This window comes from Yoonia litorea (genome assembly GCF_900114675.1).
GTDB lineage: Bacteria > Pseudomonadota > Alphaproteobacteria > Rhodobacterales > Rhodobacteraceae > Yoonia > Yoonia litorea.
On sequence record NZ_FOZM01000002.1, the window covers coordinates 300,358 to 318,596 of the forward strand.

Consider the following 18,239-nt stretch of genomic DNA (forward strand, 5'->3'; position numbering starts at 1 on the left):
AAGGTGGACTCGGCCCTACACACGACCTACATAAGAATTCAAAGGGCGCGTTACTATGCCCTCTCCCGAAACGAGGTCGAAATGAATTCTCCGATTATTCAACTCCTGGTGCTTGCGGGCATCGCGGTTTTCCTCATCCTGCGTTTGCGCGGCGTGCTTGGCACACGTGAAGGTTTCGAAAAACCAGCGGTGACACGGCCAGAACCAGCGAGCCGTCTTGGAAAGCCGGAATTTGATGTTATCGAAGGTGGGCCTGATCTGGATATCACCGATCACGTTGAGGATGGCTCTGAAAGCGCCAAGGCGCTTGCCGCCATGAAACGTGCGGATCCGACATTTAATGTCAGTGAGTTTTTGGGCGGTGCCCGTGGCGCTTACGAAATGATCCTTATGGCGTTTGAAAATGGCGATCTCGATAGCATCGTCCCTTTCATTTCCGAAGATGTTTACGAGGCATTTGCCTCGGTCGTGGATGAACGCCAGCGTCAGGGCCTCTCTGTGGATGCTAACTTCATTGGGATCAGCGACATGTCGTTGGTCGGCGCTGAATTCGATGAAGTGACGAAAGAAGGCGAAGTATCCGTCAGGTTCAAGGCCGAGATGACATCGGTTGTTCGCAACGCCGAAGGTGAAGTGGTCGAAGGCAGCGAAAAAGAAATCAAGCGCATGAAGGACACCTGGACCTTCGCACGCAAGATGGACTCTGACGATCCAAACTGGCGTTTGGTCGCCACTGGCGAATAGAACCGCTCGGGCCGGACAATGGCCACGCTGCGCTACACCAGATTGGCATTTGCGGATTTGCAAGGGTGGGCTGATGATAATCATCAGGCCGCCCTTTCTGCTTATCGCCTGACTGTGGACGCGCTGGAGCCGCACTGGCCAAGGCCATCAGAGGTTGGGGCCAGACGCTTTTTCGAGACTGCGTTCACGCCGGTCCAGATCACCGATGACACCGAGATGCTGTTCACCGGGTATTTCGAGCCAGAGTACGACGCCGTATTGTCACCAAGCGAGACTCATAAATATCCCGCATATGCTCCGCCTGAAGACCTCGACCCGTCTGCCCCGTATCTGACAAGACAGGAAATAGACGCAGGCCGGCTGCAAGGGCGCGGTCTTGAACTGGCTTGGTTTGACGATCCGCTGGACCTTTACTTTCTGCAGGTACAGGGATCCGGACGTATCAAGATACTAGGGGGCGAGGTGATCCGACTTGGCTTTGCCGCGAAGAATGGTCGCCCGTACACATCGCTGGGCAAGGTCATGATCGCGCGCGGCTACTTGGACCCGAAAGAGGTTTCTCCAGAAACGATCCGGCGCTGGTTTGCCGAAAATCCTGAAGAGGGCCAAGCACTGCTTTGGGAAAACGAAAGCTACGTGTTCTTTCAAAAGCGCGATGGCGTTCGACCGGATGAGGGTCCACTCGGTGCGATGGGCCAACCTGTGACGGCCGGTCGGACAATAGCGGTGGACCCGGAGGCGTGCCCACTTGGTGCACCTGTCTGGATTGAAAAGTCTGGTGACGCTCCAATCAATCGTTTGACTGTCGCACAAGATATCGGCTCTGCGATCAAAGGCGCGCAACGCGCAGATATCTTTTGCGGGACGGGTGAAGACGCGGGGCGGCCAGCAGGTCAGATCAAGGATCGTGGCCGCATGGTGGTTCTGATGCCGCATCAGATGGCGAATGCGCTCTGCGAGGAACATTGATATGCGCAAACCTCGTCATCTATCCAAGGAAGAACGCGACTTGTGGGATCGCGTCGCTGCAAGGACCACTCCGTTGCGGGAAGGTTCTTCGGAAAAAAGTGAGCCTACAGCGCCGCCGCAGAGAGCCAAGGCGCGGCGCGGCGATGACCCGTCTGGCCCGATGCCGGATTTTCGGGTTGGCCAAAAAGTCAGACATGCGCGCGACCATGACCTGTTGAAGCCGATCTCAGACAGGCTTTCCAAAGCGCCTGTTAACATGGATGCGAAGTCTTTTGGCAAGATGAAGCGCGGCAAGTTGAAACCAGAGGCGCGGATCGATCTTCACGGCATGACCATGTCAGAAGCGCATCCTGAGCTCACAGCATTTATCCTCGGCTCTCAGGCGTTGGGGCGGCGCCTTGTGCTGGTGATCACCGGCAAGGGCAAAGAAAGAGACGATGGCGGCCCGATCCCGACACGTCAGGGGGTGCTGCGTCATCAGGTGCCTCAGTGGTTGGCCTTGCCGCCTTTGGCGCAGGCAATCCTGCAGGTGACGCCCGCGCATCTTCGTCACGGGGGCCACGGGGCTTACTACGTCTACCTCAGACGCAACCGTTAGCAGGTATTGCGGCCCGAGGGAGCCTCCGGCGGGAGTTTGTTGGCCAAGATGAAGGAAATCCTAAGGTACGGGCGACGCCATAGCGGCGCGCGCGGTGCGGGTGGGCACAATCAGGATGATTGCGGCAAACGCAAAGATGGCAGCATATCCCAGTTGCTGCACCTCAAAACCGACACCTGCGTCGATGAGCCAACCGCTCAGACCCGGTCCAATCGCTGACCCAAGGACCATCAGGGCCGCGGCAGCAGCCTTGATCGCGCCGATGTGTCGTGTGCCGTAGAATTCTGCCCAGCAGGCGTTGAGCAATGTCGCCTGACCACCGCCCGCAATGCCCATCAGGATCACGGCGGCTGCCGTCCACCAAAGCGAAGGGGCATACCAGTGCAGGATAAAGGCAACGATCAACGGGATCAGATAGATCGGCAGAAGGCGCGTAGCACCAAACCGGTCAACGGCCCAGCCGTATCCGATCGTCGAAACCATCAGGGCGAATGTTCCCAAAGGAAAGACAGCGACGAGCGAAAGATGCGACCAGCCTTTGATTTCTGCGAAATGCACCTGATGAAACCAGAAGGCCGTACCAAATCCCGAAAATGACATGACTGCCGGCACCATCGCCCAGAAAAGTGGATGGCGCAGTGCTTGCGCGCGGGTCCAATGCCGCCTTCCCATGCCGAGTGCGTGAGACTCTTCTGCCATCGCTTTCGGAGTGCGTTCAAGTTTGAGTAGGTTGTAGAGAACACCGCTCATCAAGAGCGCAAAAAGCGCGCATCCGATCCAGAGTGTCCGCCAGTCGAAGAATGTTTTCAGCCAGACCATCCCAAGTGGCAAAGTTGCCTCGCCAAGAAAGAACCCGAACGCGGCGACAGCGAGGGCGCGGCCCCGTGCAGCGATGAACCAGCGTGCCATGGCGACAGTCGCCACATGGGTTGTCATGCCCTGCCCTGTGAAGCGCAGTGCAAAGACGACCAGAGGTAAGAGCACGGTGGTTGTGTTGAATGCCATGAAGAGGCACGCAGCGGCCAAAAGCCAGACAACGAGAATTCCGAAAGTTCGCACGCGGAACCTGTCGGCCAAGCCACCAGCGAAAACCATGACGGCGGCAGAAGCCCCCGTGCCGACCATGTAGATCAGGCCCCAGCCGCCGTTTGTCATCCCGTAAGCTTCACGGATTTCGCCACCAAAGATCGCGATAAAAAAGGTCTGCCCGAAGCTCGACAGAAAGGACAACAAAAAGCCCGTCCCGAGAAATGGCAGGTTCTGACGAATGAAACGAAAATATCCGGTGGACTGGCCCATCGCGCATTCTTGCGCCGGTTCCTGCTAGTATTGGAAGCGTTATCTTACCGCGCTTGCCAATTATTGTAGCGGCGCACCAGCTCACTCTCGCAGATTTTGAACCCGATGTAAGAGACCATTGCGACGGTGCCTGATGCTATGATTTGCAAAAGCTGCAAGATCGCACCCTCCTGGACGGCCTCCCAACCATACTCGCGCAAGAACCGCGTGTTGGCCATCGACATCTGAAAAAGGTTTACCGTGGCGTAGGCAAACACAATCGCAAACAGTCCCGCAATCATGAGGACAAGAACCACAGGATAACGGTTCAACCGAAGCATGGATTACAGCACGTAGCGGCTGACATCCATTGAACGCGCCAATTCGCCCAGGTGTTTTTCAACGAAAGCGGCATCGACGGCAATGTCCTCTCCTGCGCGATCCGGCGCGTTGAACGACAAATCCTCAAACACACGCTCGATCACCGTATAGAGACGCCGCGCACCGATGTTTTCGACGCTTTCGTTGACCTCGGCTGCGATCTTGGCCAATTCCTTGATGCCGTCATCGGTGAACGTCACTGTGACATCCTCGGTCTTCATCAAAGCTGAATACTGCCGTGTGAGCGCATTGTCTGTTTCGGTCAGGATGCGGACAAAATCATCTTCGGTCAGAGCACGCAACTCAACGCGGATTGGCAGGCGACCCTGCAATTCAGGCAAAAGGTCTGAGGGCTTTGCGACATGAAATGCGCCTGAGGCGATAAACAGAATATGGTCTGTCTTGATCGGGCCATGCTTGGTGCTGACAGTGGTTCCTTCGATCAAGGGGAGCAAATCGCGTTGAACGCCTTCGCGGCTGACATCAGCGCCGCGTCTGTCTGCATTGGCACAAACCTTGTCGATTTCATCAAGAAAGACGATGCCATTCTGTTCGACCGCTTCGAGCGCTGCTTTCGTCACCGTCTCATCATCCAGCAGTTTGTCGGCTTCGTCAGCGATCAAGGCTTCATAGCTCTCTGCAACGGTCATCCGCTTCTTGACGGTGCGTCCGCCCATGGCTTTGCCGAACAGATCGCCAAGGTTCATCATACCGCCCATGCCACCGGGTTGACCGGGGATTTCGAAACCACCCAGGGGATTGGATGTATCCGTCAACTCAAGCTCGATGACCGTGTCGTCAAGTTCGCCCGACTTTAGCTTCTTTCGAAACATTTCGCGCGTGCCGTCGCGTGCGTCAGTGCCAGCAACAGCAGTGATCACACGGTCTTCGGCAGCCTGATAGGCTTTCGCCTTGACGTCTTCGCGCATGTGCTCGCGTGTGTCGATGATCGCAGTGTCGACCAGATCGCGGATGATTTGTTCGACATCACGGCCAACATATCCTACCTCCGTGAACTTCGTTGCCTCAACTTTGAGGAATGGCGCGCGCGCCAATTTGGCCAAGCGGCGGCTAATTTCGGTTTTGCCGACGCCTGTCGGGCCAATCATCAGAATGTTCTTGGGATAGACCTCATCACGCAGATCGTCGCCCAATTGTTTGCGCCGCCAGCGGTTCCGCAAGGCCACAGCCACGGCGCGTTTCGCGTCCTTTTGGCCAATGATGAAGCGGTCAAGCTCCGAGACGATTTCGCGAGGGGTCAAGTCAGTCATAATCACTCACACATGGGATGGAGGGAGGCGGTGCAGCGGGATAAACCCCGGCATCAGGCGCAGGGCCCTTGCGCGGATACGTTCCCAGAAAGCACCCAAAAGAAGAAGTACGATGCCGAGCATCAGAACGGTCAGTGCCGTTCCTTCGCCGTCAAAGAGCGTGGCGGCGAGTGCCACAATGTAGCCGATGGCTGCGATCAGAAATGAGCGCCTGTCAATGACGATTGCGACAATCGCAAAAAGGGAAAGCACGCCGAGCAGGATCAGGTTTGAAAATGCCGTGTCCTGCGAAATCAGTGACAGCGCCACAGTGTTTACCAAAGCTGGCGCGGCAACGACATGCAGCCAGAAGCCATTCGCCGATCTGCGCGTGACGCGATGCGGATCGCTCATATCAAAGGCCATCGCCACGGCAAAAACCGCAAAACCCAAGGCAAGGGTGATCCACGCGAAGGGGCCATCTGCGGATAACAGGAAGAAATCATTAATATCTTCCACCCGGCCGCCCTGGCTGGCCGCAAAGACAATTGCCACTGCAAAGAGGCCGACAGCAATCATCGCCATCGCGAACGGCACACGGAACCGCCACCAGTAGACCAGTAGCAAAAGCGTGGCGATAAACAGCGGAAGTGGAACGCTGGAATAGTCGTTTTGCGCGACCATGAACGGTTCGGTCATGATCAGATTCATGACGCCTGCGGCAGTGCCAGCGAACATGAGCGAAAGCATAATCGCCGGAGCCACCATACGACGCTTGCGGATAAAATACTCAGACAGCAACCAGATCACGGCACCCGACAAGGCGCCAACGGCAGCCGTCGTTGACTGAAGACTGCCCATATTGTCGGCAATCATCACGCCTGCAAAGCTCCACCAACCGACGGAGAGAATGATCAGGCCGATCACAATGAAAATCTCGTTGAACCCTTTGAAAAGTTCGAATGGTTCATCCCCCGCCGCAAGGTTTTCGCGCGCGCCACGGCGGCTGTCAGACAGGCTGATCAGACCAGCCGCCTGTTTCTCGCTCAGCAGACCGCTGCTGACAGCCGCTTTGAGGTCGTCGCGCTCAATCATCCGCTGATTGTTTCAACCGTCAGGTTGCCGTTGGTGTAAACACAGATATCTGCAGCGATTGCCATCGCAGCGCGGGCGATGGCTTCGGCATCTTTGTCACTGTCCATCATTGCGCGTCCTGCCGCCAAGGCAAAATTACCGCCTGATCCAATCGCGGCGATATCATGCTCTGGTTCCAAGACATCGCCAGCACCAGTGATCACGAAAAGGTCGTTACCGTCGCTCACGATCAGCATCGCTTCAAGTTTTTGCAGGTATTTGTCGGTCCGCCAATCCTTGGCAAGTTCGACGGATGCTCTGGCAAGCTGACCCGGGGTCGCCTCAAGCTTTTTTTCAAGCCGTTCCAGCAACGTGAAAGCGTCGGCGGTTGATCCTGCAAAACCGCAGATCACATCCTGACCACCAGGGCTGAGACGGCGCACCTTTCTGGCAGTACCCTTGATCACTGTCTGGCCAAGGCTGACTTGGCCATCACCAGCGATGACAACTTTGCCGCCTTTGCGCACACCGATGATCGTCGTGCCGTGCCAACCGGGGAATTCGTCTTGTGCCATTCGTAGGTCCTTTTCGTCTTGGAAACTATATGGCGGGCCACTGGGCAGCAAACAACCCCGACCGTCTTGTTCCATGGCAACCGTGCCGATACCTTTGCGCAATGCGCGCCAGTGATACCGTCACATTTTATCTTCATCCCAAGCTGCGGCGTCAGGCTGAAAACGGCAATCACAACTTCATTTCGAAGATTGCAGAAGTTCTCGGGGCAGCCGGCATGTCCATAGCTTTCGATGGAGATGATGCCGCTGCGAGGCTCCGTGCGATGGCGCGACCGGGGCGCGGTCTCTATTTGATGCAGGACCCCGTGAACAGCCGCGGGTTGGTTTTTCGCAAAACGTATCTCTATCCCTTTTGGCATATCGAGAAAGAGGCCGCCCGATGGGAATGGCCTGTCGCTAAGTCTGCCTTTGATCCAAACGAAATAGACCCCCGCAAAGCCTCGAATTTCTATCGTTTCTGGCGCAATCGGTTGTTTGATGATGCCGCGCGTGACGCGCGGCGTGATGGGTTCGTTTTTGTCCCCCTGCAGGGAAAGTTGCTTGAGCGGCGGTCGTTCCAGCAATGCAGCCCCATCGACATGCTCCAAGCGGTTTTGTCGCATGAGACAAAGAGGCAGGTTGTCGCGACACTTCATCCCAATGAGACCTATTCAGCAGCTGAAGAAGAGGCGTTGCGATCATTATTCGAAACGCATGACAGGTTCTTTTTGCAGCCCGGTGGGTCTGCCCGATACTTGCAGAACTGTGACTACGTGGTGACCCAGAACTCAAGCGTCGGGTTCATAGGTTTGTTTTACGGCAAGCCACTGGTGCTATTTGCCAAAACGGACTTTCACCATATCGCGCTCAACGTGGCTGAGTTCGGCGCAGAAGAAGCAATCAGCCGCGCGCCGTCCCATGCGCCGGATTGCCCTTCATATCTTTACTGGTTTTTGCAGGAACAGGCTATCAACGCTGGCAGACCTGAGGCCAAGGAAAAAATCAAAAAGGTACTGCGCGGCCACGGTTGGCCCGTATAACGAAAAAAGGGCGCCACAGCGGGCGCCCTTTCGATCTATCAGATCGGCAATCAGATTGAGTCTTCGATCCAGCCCTGGATCGCGGCTTTCGGCGCTGCGCCGGCTTTGTTAGAGACAACTTCGCCGTTCTTGAAAACGAACAGCGCGGGAATGCCACGGACACCCATCTGGGCAGGTGAGTTTGGATTCTCATCCACATTCACTTTAACGATTTTGACCTTACCAGCCATTTCATCGGAAAGCTCTTCAAGTGCCGGGCCGATCTGCTTGCAAGGGCCGCACCATTCGGCCCAAAAATCGACGACGACGGGAATATCGGACTGACGCACTTCAGCGTCAAAGGTGGCGTCTGTCACTGCTACGGTTGCCATCAGGGTCACTCCTTGGCGGGGAAAGTTGAGCGCAGAACCTATGTAGCCTCGGTCACTTGGTCAAGATGCTGTAACAAGACCGAGAGCGTTTCCCAGAACCGCCTCTGGAATGGGCATGAGTTCTCCGGTTTCAGTCCAGAGGATTGCCACTTCGACCTGTCGGTCAGGAAAGATCTGGCGAAGTGCTGCATGGTAAACGGCCATTTGCCGCAACAGCCCAGCGGGTGTCTCGGATGCTTCGCGTGGCACAAGTCGATTGGATTTATAGTCGATGGCGGTCACGGTCGTTTCGGTGACGATCAGTCTGTCGATGGCACCATGAATTCGGCCAAGGCCCTGAATATCAGCGGTGATATCGACCTCTGTCAGTGCATCCGAACACCACAACCAAGAAAGCTTATTATTCTCAATGAGGGCTGAAATCGCTTCAACAAGTTCGTGTTGTCCTTCGGCGAGTTGCAGTCCAACTGTGAGGCGTCGGTCGGGTGGCGTCTCCGGCAGGTGTTCCAGCAATCGATGTATCATCGTTCCACGCGCTTTTGCTGCATCAGATTCACTGGTGTCGTGTTCGCCCGCCAAGACTTTCGCACCCCCGAGGTCGGATGGTGAAAGTGTCTGTTCTGTTACGGGCGCAGAGACATGGCCAAATTCTGGCAAGACTATTTGCGTTTTCGGTTTCTGTTCGGGCGTCGTCACCTCTCCAACGTCCCAATCTAGCGTCGAAACTCTTGTGATCGGCAGTTCACCCGAGGTTGCTTCATATGCGCCACGTTCGCTCATGCCATCCTGAATGATGTTGTACCAACTTGCGTCGCCATCGCCCACATCGCCTGCTGCTCCGACGATGAGCCATTTTTCGGCACGGGTCATGGCGACGTAGAGCAAGCGCATTCTTTCGCGGCGCTCTTTTTCAAGGATGCTTTCGCGAATGGGCTTCAGCGTATCTGGTATGTCGTCGGCCAATGGTTTCCAGACAACCTGATCACCCACCGGCAGAAGCTCTGGCCTCAACGGCACATCTCGTTTCGCGGTGTCCGGCAAAATGACGATTGGCGCCTCAAGCCCTTTCGCACCATGGACAGTCATCACCCGAATCCGGTCGCCCTGACTTTCCATCTGGCGTTTGACCTCAATGTCATCTGTCTGCATCCAACTCAGGAAGCCGGTGAGGTTTGGAACATTGCCGGATTCATATGCTAACGCTTGCGCAAGCAAAGCATCGATCCCGTCTTCGGCCTCCGGCCCGAGGCGCGCAAGTAATTTGCGGCGGCCATCATGCCGAATGAGAATGCGTTCAAGCAAATCGTAGGGACGCAAGAAATCAGCTTGGCTGCGCAAATCATCGAGGATAGCGCGCGTTGCATTGTGGTCCGAATTGCGGAGTGCTGCCCAAAGGAAGGATTTGGGCGGACGGTGATGGGCAAGCGTGAACAGGTCCTGTTCTGACCAACCGAAAAGCGGAGAGCGCAAGGCCGCAGCGAGCGACAGATCATCTTCTGGCAGGGCCAGGAAACTCAGAAGCGCGGCGAGATCCTTGACGGCGAGTTCTGCGCCAACCCGCAATCGGTCTGCACCAGCAATTTTCAGGTTTGCCGCTTTGCAAGCACGGATGATCTCGGCGAAAAGGTCAGAGCGCCGTTGAACGAGGATCAGAAAATCGCCTTCGGTAATTTTGCGGCGATTGTAGGTTCCGGTGTTCCCGATTTCTTCGGGGATGGATTCATTTTTGATCAGATACCCGATTTGCGCAGCGATCCGCTCTGCCAATACTACGGTGTGATCGGTTGCGCTGGGCTCATCGACGGGTTTGTACCACTCGCGTGTATCTTCAATCTGCGGCTTCTCGACCACCGGCCAAAGGTCGACCCGTCCCGGCATGTTTTCCTTAAAAGCAAGGTGCGAGATGCTGTCATCCATGCCTTTGGCGCGTTCACCAGTGAAGCAGGCATCAACGACAGACAGAATAGCCTGCGCGGAGCGGAAAGAGTGCTTTAGCGATGTATCAAACAAGGTCTTGCCGATATCCGTCTGCGCCTTGGCGAAGTGCTCCCGCATTGCATCAAACGCATCAGGATCGGCACCTTGGAAGGAATAAATCGACTGTTTCTTGTCCCCGACGACAAAAACGGTCCGTTCACGTCCGGTATTGGCGCCATCACCTGCCGCGAATTCCTGAGCGAGATTCTCGATCACTGACCATTGTGTCGGGCTGGTATCTTGCGCCTCATCAACCAAGATATGATCAATGCCGCCGTCGAGCCTGAATAGAACCCATTGCGCGACATCGCGGTCCGTCAGGAGGGCCCTTGCCTTGCGGATCAGGTCATCAAAGTCTAGCGCTCCCATCATGAGTTTGCGCCGCTCGTAAGCGGGAACAAATCTTGTCGCAAAATTATAGAGGGCCTCGGTGCGTTCAAAGCTGCGCAAGGCAAGCCGCTGAGGCCTGATTTCCTCAATGCGCGTCATCAGATCTTCGACGCGGCTCATCAGGTCGGGTTGTGCTAACCGTGTCGCTTTCGTGGGAAGTTTACCAATCTTGGCTGTATAGGGTTCTTTCGCAGACTTTCCGGTCAGAAACATGCCTTCGAGAGCGGCAAGGCGACGGTGTGGATCAAGCTTGGCCGCGAGCAGCGCTTTCAGGTTTTGAGAAAGCGTGATGTCAGATTTGCTGCCGCTAGCACAGGCATCTGAAAGATCCCGCAACAGCACCTCATCATAGACCTCATTGACAAATGCATTGGCTGATGCGCCATCGGGGACGTTCAGAAACTGTCTCAGTTCATCTGCTTTGAAGGGCTGAAGGAACGCGTCGCGGTTTCGGGTAATCTCAGCCGTCAATTTTGATAGGTCGTCGCCTGTGAAGTGTCTGAGCATGTCATTGACGGCTCCGGCATCGGGGCCGGTAAGAAGCGTGTCCACCACTTCAGCCCGCAAGAGTTCAGCATCACGATCTTCCATTTCGCGAAATTGCGGGCTGACCTGTGCTTCAAGTGGAAATCGCCGCAGAACACCTGCGCAGAACGAATGGATGGTCTGGATTTTAAGTCCGCCCGGTGTCTCAATAGCACGTGCAAAAAGCGTGCGTGCTTTTGTGAGTTGGTCAGGGCCAACCTGCCGCTCAACGCCAAGTTCGTTAAGCGTACCGCGCAAGTCTTCATCTGCCATCATCGCCCACTGACCCAGACGCAGAAACAAGCGGTTCTGCATCTCGGTTGCTGCGGCCTTTGTGTAGGTCAGGCAAAGGATGTTTTGAGGGGAGACATCCTCAAGCAGCAGGCGCGCGACGCGGTCGGTCAGCACACGGGTCTTGCCTGAGCCTGCGTTCGCAGAAAGCCAGGTAGAAAACTTTGGATTGGCAGCATCAACCTGCCGCTGCGTTGCCTCGTCCCGTATCATGTGAGCTTCTCACTTTCAGGATCCTGACTCGTATCCCATTCGCCATAACGTGAGAGGTGGTCGTAGGGACTAACTTCGGTTTTCGAAAACAATGCCAAGCGCGCTGTGTAGCCGCGTTTGTGTTGACCCCATGCCTCGAAAAGTTGCTGAAGTTCGGCCCACACCTTTTCGGGCGGATGAGTGTCCAGCGGAGCGGCTGAAGTCTTCATTGCGGCGTTCACGCCAAGAAACGCGGCCGCCTGAACCTGTTTTGGGCCAATCGCCGTGAATGCGCCTCGCGTAACCATCGCAGCTTCGAGAAGCAGTTGTTTGTCAAAGCTTTCTTGCTGTGGCTTGGTTGGCACTGCTCCGGTCTTGTAGTCGTAGATCAGCGCCTCATCAGTTTCTGTCAGATCAATCCGATCCGCTTTGCAGGTCAGTTTGACACCGCTTGCTCCAACTTTGGTTTCTCCCCAAAGTTCGGTTTTGATCGTGCGTGCTTTTGCTTGCCTGTCAGCTTCATCGGCAAGAAACGCGTCTGCGATCTGGCGAAACCGTGACATCCATTGTGCCCGCACTGTGGGCCACGGGCAGTTTGCGGTGAACTCCTCTTCGGCTATTGCAAGCAGCGCATCGCGGTCGTTTGGCCCGTGGCCATTTCGGATGAAGAGTTCAAGAATCTTGTGGATGATGATCCCCTTCAGCGGTGCATCTGCCTGAGGCGTCAGCGGGTCCAGTGGGTCAAGGTGAAGGACCTTCCGCGCATAGATTGCAAATGGGTCACGGACCAATGTCTTGATCTGTGTAACTGAAAGTTGGTCTGGCCGCGCAGAGGGGGGAGGACAAGGTGACGGTCGCGGGGCAGGTGGTGTGCGATCTTTCGGTGAACTCAGTGCATTGGCTATTTCAATCCAATGGTCTCCGCGTGCGCGCATCGCATGCAACGCTGCTTCCCCATTTTGTGCAGGCAGCCCTTTCATCAGATTCACAAGCCGGTTGACCCAGCGGGATGGCACGGTTTCCGCATCTGCAGAACGTTTGGATCGCGTGATCCAGATGTCTGCGCCGCCCATGGCTTGCTGATAGTCATGGGCGGACAATCCGATGCGCCGTTCTGGTAATAGCAGTCCTGCCTTCGCCCGCATCACCCGATTGAGCCAGGGATCGGGTGCTGGCGCCTCAGGCCAGACCCCATCGTTCATTCCGGCGAGGATCGTAAGGTCTGCGCCTTGAACACGCGCTTCGAGGGTCCCCCAGATCAGGATGTTCGGATGGCCTGCATCCCGGTCGCGCACCACACCGTCATTCATGACACCAGCGAACAGAGACGCGTATTCCCGCGCGTTCATGACGCCACCAGCGTCAGCCGCATCTTGGAGTTGGCCACATATGCGTTGGGCCTCATGCCCTGCATTCTTCGCCCAAAGCCCCCCGGCGTCGATCCCGTTCGGTCCGGCTGCCAGGGCTTCGGCCAGTGCGATGTGACGTTCAAGTCTTTCTGAAAGCGGGCGGTCCGTATCTACCTCAAGGTCTGTCATATGCGCGACCAGCCAATCGGCCCAAACACTGCGGCCCTCCGCGCTGTTCGCCCATGCAAGCAAAGCCTGCGCATCCGGAAAGGCGGGCCCGTTTCGGCGCAGATGAAGCTCCAGTTCGCGGGTGTGACGCAGATGTGCGCCGCGATCAGGGTGCTCAGAATGGCAAAGCGGGTGTTTGAGCAGGGTGAGCAGTGCCTCACCCGTCAGCGGTTTTCCGAACAGATCAGCAACATGGCGCAAAAAGCGCCCGGGCGGTGACAGGGCAAGTGGAATACCTGCACTATCATCAGGTGTGATGTCCCAGCGATCGAGTGCTGCTGCGACCTGACGTGTCAGCGTTCTATCTGGTGATATAAGCGCCGCGGTGATCCCATCATCAACGGCTTGCCGCAAACGCAGCGCAATGGTTTCGGCTTCGGCACGCGGGGACGGCGCCTCAACCAAAGTCACGTCCCTTGTCGCCTCCAGTAGGTTGCCTAAAGTCGGCCCATCTGTAAGCCATTGATCAGTAACCGGCGCGGGCCGCAGTGAAAGTGAGACCAAGGCGTTCCGCTTTGGATTGGCGGGACGCGTTTGCTCCCACTCTGCGACATCTTGCGGCGCAAAGCCGATCAATTCCATCAAGCGCCGAAATCTGAATTGCGGGTGATCTTCGAATTTCAGATCGTCCGTCATACCGTCCCACACCTTTGGAGGCAGATCAAAGTCAAAGCCGGGCAGGATGATCGCGCCCTGCGGCAGCTTGGAAACGGCCTGCATCAAAAGCGCTGTCGTTCCGCGCGAACCGGTCGAGCCCGCGATAATGACGGGGTGTTCGGGTGGAGTATCTGACCAGACCTTGGAGAGGTTTTCGACCACGAGCCGTTGCCGCGCTTCTTTATCTGGTGCCTGGTCGGCGCGATTGAAGAACGGTGTAATGATCCTGAGGAATGCCAATGCGCGTTCCCAGTGTCCGGATTGGTCTGTGACGTCGAGGTTGACCAGAACATCAGGATCTACACCTTCGCCCTGCATTTCATCCATCAACTTTGCAAGGCTATCCGAGAGATCGTAAAGCGCTGCGCGCGGTGCGAGGTCCGGTTGGCTTTCAAGAAGCTTCGCCACGAATTGTGACAGCTCCAACCGGCGTCTGAGCGGAGACACCGCTGGTGGGACACCCAAAGACAGCGGATCATCAGCCAAATCAGTGATCAGTCGTATGCGGGGTAAAAGCCGTGCTGGACCTGCGTCGAATACCGCGCGGATGCGCCGTTGCATCCTTGCGGTATTGACGAAGATCTCTACCCGCGCCCAATCCGCTGGGTTGTAGTCGCCGCACCTGTTTTCAAGTCCTCTGACAAGCGACTCTGCAAAATCGATGCCAGGGGGCATACCAAAGATGCGCGGCTTAGAAGACTGGTCAAACATTCAGCATCGCCTCTGCAATGGGAATACTCTCAGGTTGTCCGACATCGCACCAATTGCCAGGATAAGTGACGCCGTGAAGCTGGTTCTCGGCAATCAGCCTGTTCCAGATCACGTTCATTGAGAAAACTTCATCCGGGACTTCGGAGGCAAGGTCGGCGCGAATGATTTGCGCGCCCGAATAGATCATTTCCTTCCCGCGTCTCAAACGACCGTTTTCGTCGCAATCAAAGTCGCCCGGGCCGAGATGGCCGTGAACGTTGTTACGCGCGATCAGAAGAAGAAGACACTGCATATCAGGCTTCCAGTGATCCAGTAAAAGCTGCACCGGATTTGGCCCTTGCCAGACGGCGTCAGTGTTCATTGTGACTATCGGCCCGTCGCTGAGAAGAGGGCGTGCATGTCGCAGACCTCCGCCTGTTTCGCGCAAATAATCCGTCTCGTCGGAAAACCGGATCGCTCGGCCACGCAGATGCGCATGCATCATCTCTGCGAAGTGGTGCGTGTTGACCACGATGGGGCTGCAGGCTGCCTCAGCGACAAAGTCAAAGGCGTGATCAAACAGCGGTTTTCCGGCGACTTCGATCAATGATTTTGGCTGTGTATCAGTCAGAGGGGCCATGCGTGTGCCTCTCCCCGCCGCAAACAGGAGCGCTGGCATTGTCATACCGCAAACCTCTTGAGGTGATCCTGATCGGGCGCGGGAACATTTTGCAGGACTGCCAGCCTCAGGTCCGACAGCGCGTCGTGGTGCAGATCGGTTAGAATGCTCTGCCAGACACGGTTCATAAGAGGCAAATACTTGGGCTTGCGATCTTGGCCAACCAGCTTGGCAAAAATGCCGAGAATTCGCAGATTTCTTTGTACCGCCAGCGTTGCGAACTGTGCGCTGAATTGCGCGGTTTCCATTCTGATTTCCTCTGCAAACGCGCTGATCAGGCGATCAGCGACGCGCGGATCGACATCGCGCCGTGCATCACGCAGGAGCGAGGCGAGATCGTATCCCGCTGGTGCGATAAAGGCGTCTTGAAAATCGAGGAGACCTACTCTGTCTATTCCCGTCAATTGCGGTCTCCATATCAAATTCTCCGCATGGTAATCCCTCAAGGACAGCGTGTCAGCGGTTGGTGCATATGACTGAAGAGCGGCGAGCAACAAATCCTGTATCTGCCGCAGGTTCTCAACGCCGTAGTGCTCGCCCAACGGATGAATCATGCGGGCGCCGACCTCTGGTGTCAGACGAGACAGCATCTGCGGCGCAGGTGTCTGTGACAGCCGGACCAAAACGTCAGTCGCATTCTCATAAAGCAAAGCCTCTTCGTGTGGTGAGGCGTTTAGGTGGCGTACAAAATCGCTCAAGCCAAGGTCAGAGAGGACAACAATGCCAAGGCTCAGGTCACGATGCAGGATTTCTGGGGCCGCAAAACCATGGGCGGTCAGGTGCGTTGCGATCTCAACGAAACGTCCGGTGTCGTGACAGGTTTCTGGTGGAGCATCCATCAATATGACTGACGCCTCGCCGTTTGACAGCCTGAAATAGCGGCGCGTCGAGGCGTCACCTGCGATTGCTTCGCTTTGCCATCCTGCCCATGCGGTCTGTTTCAAGGTAGCAGCAATGACTGCATCACGCTTTTGCATCGAGCCCCTTTAGCCGGTCGGCCCATTCATCCGCGCCACTGATGCTGACATCATGATGCGTTTCTCTAGCGGCAAACGAGAGGCGGAGTGCCGTCTCGGGCTGTTCTTCACCCAGTCTGTCAGGCCACTCCACAAGGCAAATTGCTGTTTCAAAGGCCTCGTCCAGCCCCAGTTCCAATGCCTCATCAGGATGTGTCAGCCGGTACAGATCACAATGCCAGATCTCACCGCCGTCGCTGTTGTAGACCTGGACAATTGTGAACGTCGGTGATGGCACATCTTCGAGGCGGCCAAGTTTTGCGCGAATGAAACCTCTTGCGAATGCAGATTTTCCGGCTCCGATCTCACCTTCAAGCAGAAGTGTGTCACCATTTTTTGTACGCTCAGCAATCAGGCCCGCAAGCTGCGCCATCTCGGCCTCATCGCGGGCTCGAAACTGAAGAAATGGGTGTGACATGCCCCGACATTATGGTCTGCGCGGCGACCTGCAAGAGCTTTCAGCCCTGACGCGCCAGTATCGCTGGGTCAGGTGCGGTCAGTTTGCGAATAACAGGTTTCACAGCTGCCCCGAACTCGAACCTGGCGAGTGTCATACCACCCTCAAGCGGCGCAGCGTGGCAGCGCAGCGGGCGGCCGTCGATTAGCAGTGCGTCGGCGAACCAGGGTTTGCGCTGCCCGCTCTCGCGAATGAAGTCGCGCAGTTGAATCCAGATAGGTGAAGCAACCGTATTTTTCTGCCAAATCGCCATTTCGGACGGAAACTCGCGTAAGGCGACAACCGCGTCTTTGACGCCCCACAGATCATCGTAGGCGCGATTGTTAAGCACGAGAGTTCCAGCTTGGGAAAATACTGCGAGTGCATCGCCCAGCGTATCCATGACGCATTGCGCGGTTTCGATTTCTGCCCGAAACCGCCGTGTCAGCGCCAGTTCTGAGGTAATGTCCTCAAACAGAAGTGCGAAAGCACCATCAGGATGGGGCCGTCCGCTCACCCGGAATGTCTGGTCACCCGGCAAAGCCCAGTTCTCGCAAAATGTGCCGCGGCGCGCGCGGTCTTCGACAGCAGAGTATTTCTCTCGCCAACCGTCATAATCCTTCGGTTCCGGGATCATCTGGAGTTCCCGCAGCCTGTCGAGGACCGCCTCTATGCGAGGTTTCTCGCTTAAAAATGCGAAGGGCAGCTTCGTCATTTCGAGAAGGGCAGGATTAAACGTCTGCAAAGTTCTTTGCTTGTCAAAAATTGCCAGTCCGATGGAGAGGTCGGCAAACGTCTTTCCCAATGTTTGTACAAACCCCTGCCTTTCTTTTTCCGCATGAACGAGCGCGGTGACATCTGTTGCAAAGTAGGTGAGACCGCCTTGCAGCGCCTTTGCAGTCACATCGAACCAGCTTTCAGGATCGGTACTGACTCTACAGCGTGTTGGTCTGTCATTTGGTGTGCGCGGAAGGTTTGAAAGAAAAGCTGCGTCGTCGCCCCCCGCTTTCTGTCGCACGTCCTGATAAGCGGCGTTCGACCAGATCAAGGCTCCATCTGGGCCGATTTGCCAAATGGGCTGTGGCACCAGCAGCGCAAGATCGACTTCGGAATGGTCTGTGTCGCTTTCGTTAGAACTTGAGAAATCGAACGCACCGCTGAAGTCGAGACGAAGGCAGCCAGCGTAGCTTACTGCTATCAGATTGGTTTTCTGGTCGTTGCTTTTGAAGTGATGTTCACCATCGGCAAGACGATCGAGCAATATCGATCCGAAAGCGCTGGTGAGATACTCTTGGAGGTCTGGCAGTGTGTCGATTGAACCGGCCAACCTGTCCCATCCTTCGACGGTATGATCTGCTAACTTCCCGTCCTTGTAGAGCAGCGACGCGGACAAATCCCGAAACTCAGATGCTTGGTCTTCTTCTACGGCGGTCGTCCATTTGCGTGACACCCATAACAAGCCAAGGAGGCTGAGCATCACGAGGCTTGTGTAGATGAAAATCAAATCAGGACTCCGAACAGGGAAGGCTGCGATGGAGTCGCTTCTTTCA

The 18,239-nt window shown here is 56.0% G+C and carries 16 protein-coding genes; 4 read left to right on the plus strand and 12 right to left on the minus strand.

From position 1 onward, the window contains the following. The first annotated feature begins 81 nt into the window (after positions 1–81). The 3 genes from BM316_RS11655 to BM316_RS11665 are packed head-to-tail and all read left to right on the plus strand — an operon-like array spanning position 82 to position 2,311. Positions 82–744, plus strand: coding sequence for a Tim44/TimA family putative adaptor protein (locus BM316_RS11655; RefSeq protein ID WP_090208617.1), 663 nt, complete (start codon positions 82–84; stop codon positions 742–744). Positions 745–762: 18 nt separating this feature from the next. Next, positions 763–1,713, plus strand: a complete 951-nt coding sequence (gene mltA / locus BM316_RS11660) for a murein transglycosylase A (RefSeq protein WP_090208620.1) — start codon at positions 763–765, stop codon at positions 1,711–1,713. Between the two features lies 1 nt (position 1,714). Beyond that, complete coding sequence (locus BM316_RS11665) at positions 1,715–2,311, plus strand: Smr/MutS family protein (RefSeq protein WP_090208623.1); 597 nt, start codon at positions 1,715–1,717, stop codon at positions 2,309–2,311. A 60-nt stretch (positions 2,312–2,371) separates the two neighbouring features. Here BM316_RS11665 and BM316_RS11670 read toward each other — a convergent pair whose 3' ends face one another. From BM316_RS11670 to hslV, 5 genes are read right to left on the minus strand one after another with little or no spacing between them, the layout of a single operon-like run. Next, positions 2,372–3,610 carry an MFS transporter gene (locus BM316_RS11670; RefSeq protein WP_090208626.1) on the minus strand — a complete coding sequence of 413 codons (1,239 nt, stop codon included), beginning with the start codon at positions 3,608–3,610 and terminating at the stop codon, positions 2,372–2,374. A 44-nt stretch (positions 3,611–3,654) separates the two neighbouring features. Further along, complete coding sequence (locus BM316_RS11675; protein WP_090208629.1) at positions 3,655–3,930, minus strand: hypothetical protein; 276 nt, start codon at positions 3,928–3,930, stop codon at positions 3,655–3,657. A gap of 3 nt (positions 3,931–3,933) precedes the next feature. Continuing rightward, positions 3,934–5,241: an ATP-dependent protease ATPase subunit HslU gene (gene hslU / locus BM316_RS11680; RefSeq protein WP_090208631.1), complete on the minus strand. Its 1,308-nt coding sequence runs from the start codon at positions 5,239–5,241 to the stop codon at positions 3,934–3,936. 6 nt (positions 5,242–5,247) lie between these two features. Next, positions 5,248–6,315 (minus strand): hypothetical protein, encoded by a 1,068-nt coding sequence (locus BM316_RS11685; RefSeq protein WP_090208634.1) that lies wholly within the window; start codon positions 6,313–6,315, stop codon positions 5,248–5,250. Then, a complete protein-coding gene (gene hslV / locus BM316_RS11690) occupies positions 6,312–6,869 on the minus strand; it encodes an ATP-dependent protease subunit HslV (protein WP_090208637.1) in 558 nt (185 codons plus the stop codon). The genes BM316_RS11685 and hslV overlap by 4 nt, the downstream gene beginning before the upstream one ends. Positions 6,870–6,970: 101 nt before the next feature. Here hslV and BM316_RS11695 point away from each other — a divergent pair, with 101 nt between their 5' ends. Beyond that, a complete protein-coding gene (locus BM316_RS11695) occupies positions 6,971–7,888 on the plus strand; it encodes a capsular polysaccharide export protein, LipB/KpsS family (RefSeq protein WP_090208640.1) in 918 nt (305 codons plus the stop codon). A 50-nt stretch (positions 7,889–7,938) separates the two neighbouring features. Here the strand turns inward: BM316_RS11695 and trxA are convergent, their stop codons facing one another. From trxA to BM316_RS11730, 7 genes are read right to left on the minus strand one after another with little or no spacing between them, the layout of a single operon-like run. Continuing rightward, positions 7,939–8,259 (minus strand): thioredoxin, encoded by a 321-nt coding sequence (trxA, locus tag BM316_RS11700; RefSeq protein ID WP_090208643.1) that lies wholly within the window; start codon positions 8,257–8,259, stop codon positions 7,939–7,941. A gap of 60 nt (positions 8,260–8,319) precedes the next feature. Continuing rightward, on the minus strand, positions 8,320–11,655 hold the full coding sequence (addA, locus tag BM316_RS11705) for a double-strand break repair helicase AddA (protein ID WP_090208646.1): 3,336 nt from the start codon (positions 11,653–11,655) through the stop codon (positions 8,320–8,322). After that, positions 11,652–14,579: a double-strand break repair protein AddB gene (gene addB / locus BM316_RS11710; protein ID WP_090208649.1), complete on the minus strand. Its 2,928-nt coding sequence runs from the start codon at positions 14,577–14,579 to the stop codon at positions 11,652–11,654. Before addB ends, addA begins: the two co-directional genes overlap by 4 nt. Continuing rightward, positions 14,572–15,243, minus strand: coding sequence for a nucleotidyltransferase family protein (locus tag BM316_RS11715; RefSeq protein WP_090208653.1), 672 nt, complete (start codon positions 15,241–15,243; stop codon positions 14,572–14,574). Before BM316_RS11715 ends, addB begins: the two co-directional genes overlap by 8 nt. Continuing rightward, positions 15,240–16,214 (minus strand): aminoglycoside phosphotransferase family protein, encoded by a 975-nt coding sequence (locus tag BM316_RS11720; protein WP_090208655.1) that lies wholly within the window; start codon positions 16,212–16,214, stop codon positions 15,240–15,242. Before BM316_RS11720 ends, BM316_RS11715 begins: the two co-directional genes overlap by 4 nt. Further along, a complete protein-coding gene (gene tsaE, locus BM316_RS11725; RefSeq protein ID WP_090208658.1) occupies positions 16,201–16,671 on the minus strand; it encodes a tRNA (adenosine(37)-N6)-threonylcarbamoyltransferase complex ATPase subunit type 1 TsaE in 471 nt (156 codons plus the stop codon). The genes BM316_RS11720 and tsaE overlap by 14 nt, the downstream gene beginning before the upstream one ends. Before the next feature lie 40 nt (positions 16,672–16,711). Further along, positions 16,712–18,139, minus strand: a complete 1,428-nt coding sequence (locus BM316_RS11730; protein ID WP_207493689.1) for a PAS-domain containing protein — start codon at positions 18,137–18,139, stop codon at positions 16,712–16,714. Positions 18,140–18,239 lie beyond the last annotated feature (100 nt).

What these genes read in the sequence shown, in the direction of transcription:
- BM316_RS11655 (WP_090208617.1), top strand. Translation starts at nt 82, where the DNA reads ATGAATTCTCCGATTATTCAACTCCTGGTGCTTGCGGGCATCGCGGTT.
- mltA (WP_090208620.1), top strand. Translation starts at nt 763, where the DNA reads ATGGCCACGCTGCGCTACACCAGATTGGCATTTGCGGATTTGCAAGGG.
- BM316_RS11665 (WP_090208623.1), top strand. Translation starts at nt 1,715, where the DNA reads ATGCGCAAACCTCGTCATCTATCCAAGGAAGAACGCGACTTGTGGGAT.
- BM316_RS11670 (WP_090208626.1), bottom strand. Translation starts at nt 3,610, where the DNA reads ATGGGCCAGTCCACCGGATATTTTCGTTTCATTCGTCAGAACCTGCCA.
- BM316_RS11675 (WP_090208629.1), bottom strand. Translation starts at nt 3,930, where the DNA reads ATGCTTCGGTTGAACCGTTATCCTGTGGTTCTTGTCCTCATGATTGCG.
- hslU (WP_090208631.1), bottom strand. Translation starts at nt 5,241, where the DNA reads ATGACTGACTTGACCCCTCGCGAAATCGTCTCGGAGCTTGACCGCTTC.
- BM316_RS11685 (WP_090208634.1), bottom strand. Translation starts at nt 6,315, where the DNA reads ATGATTGAGCGCGACGACCTCAAAGCGGCTGTCAGCAGCGGTCTGCTG.
- hslV (WP_090208637.1), bottom strand. Translation starts at nt 6,869, where the DNA reads ATGGCACAAGACGAATTCCCCGGTTGGCACGGCACGACGATCATCGGT.
- BM316_RS11695 (WP_090208640.1), top strand. Translation starts at nt 6,971, where the DNA reads ATGCGCGCCAGTGATACCGTCACATTTTATCTTCATCCCAAGCTGCGG.
- trxA (WP_090208643.1), bottom strand. Translation starts at nt 8,259, where the DNA reads ATGGCAACCGTAGCAGTGACAGACGCCACCTTTGACGCTGAAGTGCGT.
- addA (WP_090208646.1), bottom strand. Translation starts at nt 11,655, where the DNA reads ATGATACGGGACGAGGCAACGCAGCGGCAGGTTGATGCTGCCAATCCA.
- addB (WP_090208649.1), bottom strand. Translation starts at nt 14,579, where the DNA reads ATGTTTGACCAGTCTTCTAAGCCGCGCATCTTTGGTATGCCCCCTGGC.
- BM316_RS11715 (WP_090208653.1), bottom strand. Translation starts at nt 15,243, where the DNA reads ATGACAATGCCAGCGCTCCTGTTTGCGGCGGGGAGAGGCACACGCATG.
- BM316_RS11720 (WP_090208655.1), bottom strand. Translation starts at nt 16,214, where the DNA reads ATGCAAAAGCGTGATGCAGTCATTGCTGCTACCTTGAAACAGACCGCA.
- tsaE (WP_090208658.1), bottom strand. Translation starts at nt 16,671, where the DNA reads ATGTCACACCCATTTCTTCAGTTTCGAGCCCGCGATGAGGCCGAGATG.